At 66.1% G+C, this 1,535-nt stretch carries 1 protein-coding gene; it reads right to left on the bottom strand.

Annotated features, from left to right (window positions below):
- Positions 1–202: 202 nt before the first annotated feature.
- A complete protein-coding gene (locus tag ACIRRA_RS46000; protein WP_402782482.1) occupies positions 203–1,426 on the bottom strand; it encodes an IS4 family transposase in 1,224 nt (407 codons plus the stop codon).
- Positions 1,427–1,535 lie beyond the last annotated feature (109 nt).

The raw sequence follows: 1,535 nt of genomic DNA, 5'->3' as shown, positions 1-1,535 counted from the left end.
CCAATGCCGTTAACTTACGCGGCGGTGTAGCTGGATCTCGGGTGGTCGATCGTGGTTGATGTTCTTGTGCTGCAAGTCTTTTCGAGGGAACTTGTGGCGTCCGGCGCGTTTGAGGACCCGAGGGTAGCTGCGTTGGCGGCGGGGCGGGTTCGGGCGTTCGAGGATTTCGGCGACGGCTGCGGCCATTCCGGTGGCCAGCCGGTCAGGGGGAAAAACCCGCTTGCCCGGTGACATGTCGCCGGACAACGCGGAGAGTGCGGATGAACGACAGCCGTAAGGGGTCGGATCCGTCGACGTCGGCGGCGCGGTGCATGAGTTCACGGATGGCGTAGTGGGTGGTCAGCAAGCCCCAGATCTCCTGGCGCACCATGGCCGGACTCTGCGAGCGCAGCAGCCGGTAGCTGCCACGCTGGCGCGTTTCGATCTCGGCGAGGCTGGTCTCGAACTCCCACCGGTAGTGGTAGGCAGCAGCCAGCTCGGCAGCGGTCACTTCGTCCGGGTCGAGCAGGGTGGTGATCAGCCGGATCGGGCCGGGTGCGTCGCCCTCCCGGTTGGTGATCTCGTATTCGACCACCCGGACAGTGACCCCCTCGGGGATGGTGTCCAGGCCGCGGCTGTGGTGGCGGCGGATGCGCTGGCGTTCGACAGCGGTCATCAGCCGAGACAGATACGAGCCGTCCGGAAGTCCCTGCACGACATGCAGTTTCAGCCCGGACTGCACCCGCCACAGCAGATCGGCGCCGGTGTCGGCGGCCTCGCGCCAGAACTCGTGGCTGAAGAACCCACGGTCGGCGATCACCAGCATCCCCGGTTCGAACGAGGCCAGCAGCGGGCGGGTGATCTCGCGCTCGTCGGTGTCGACCGCGCCGATCTCGGCGTCGACGATCGCGTGGGTGCCGCATTCGGCCAAGCCGACGATCTTCACCTTCGGATACGGGTCGTCCAGGCTCTGATGGGTCTTCCCGCGCCCGAACGCCTCTTCGTTGCCCGCAGTGTCGGGGATATCCATCTGCACACCGTCGACGGCCATCACCCGCCGCCCCGCCAGCCACGCACCCGGCGTCCCGGCACCGGCCAGCGGCACCGCGACCCGCCGATACAGCTCGCGCACCGGTTCCTCACCGAGTCTGGCACGGGCCTTGCACAACGCCGGAGAGGTCGGCACCTGCCAGTCCTCGTCCCATGACCGCAGAAACCCAAGACCGTCAACGAGTTTGCGCATCACCTCTTCGTAGGCATCGTCGAAGAACAGTGTCATCGCCAGCACGAAATACACCACCACCCGCGCCGGCAGCAGCCGACGCCGCTTCTCGCGCCGCCCCGTCTCGGCCAGCACCTCATCGACCAGATCACGGTCCACCACCCGAGTCAGCACACCCAAACCGATCCGATCGGTCAACCGACCCGAGACCTCCGCCACGACCAGGCACCATACTCCGAAAACAACTGCCCCACAGCAACTCTCACAAGAGAGAGGAGTCGGCACCGACTACACGCCCGACCTCGGCAAACGGCCAAAGTTAACGGCATTGGCA

The organism is Nocardia sp. NPDC101769, assembly GCF_044766925.1.
Classification (GTDB): Bacteria; Actinomycetota; Actinomycetes; order Mycobacteriales; family Mycobacteriaceae; genus Nocardia.
This window is presented reverse-complemented; position numbering and strand designations above follow the sequence as displayed.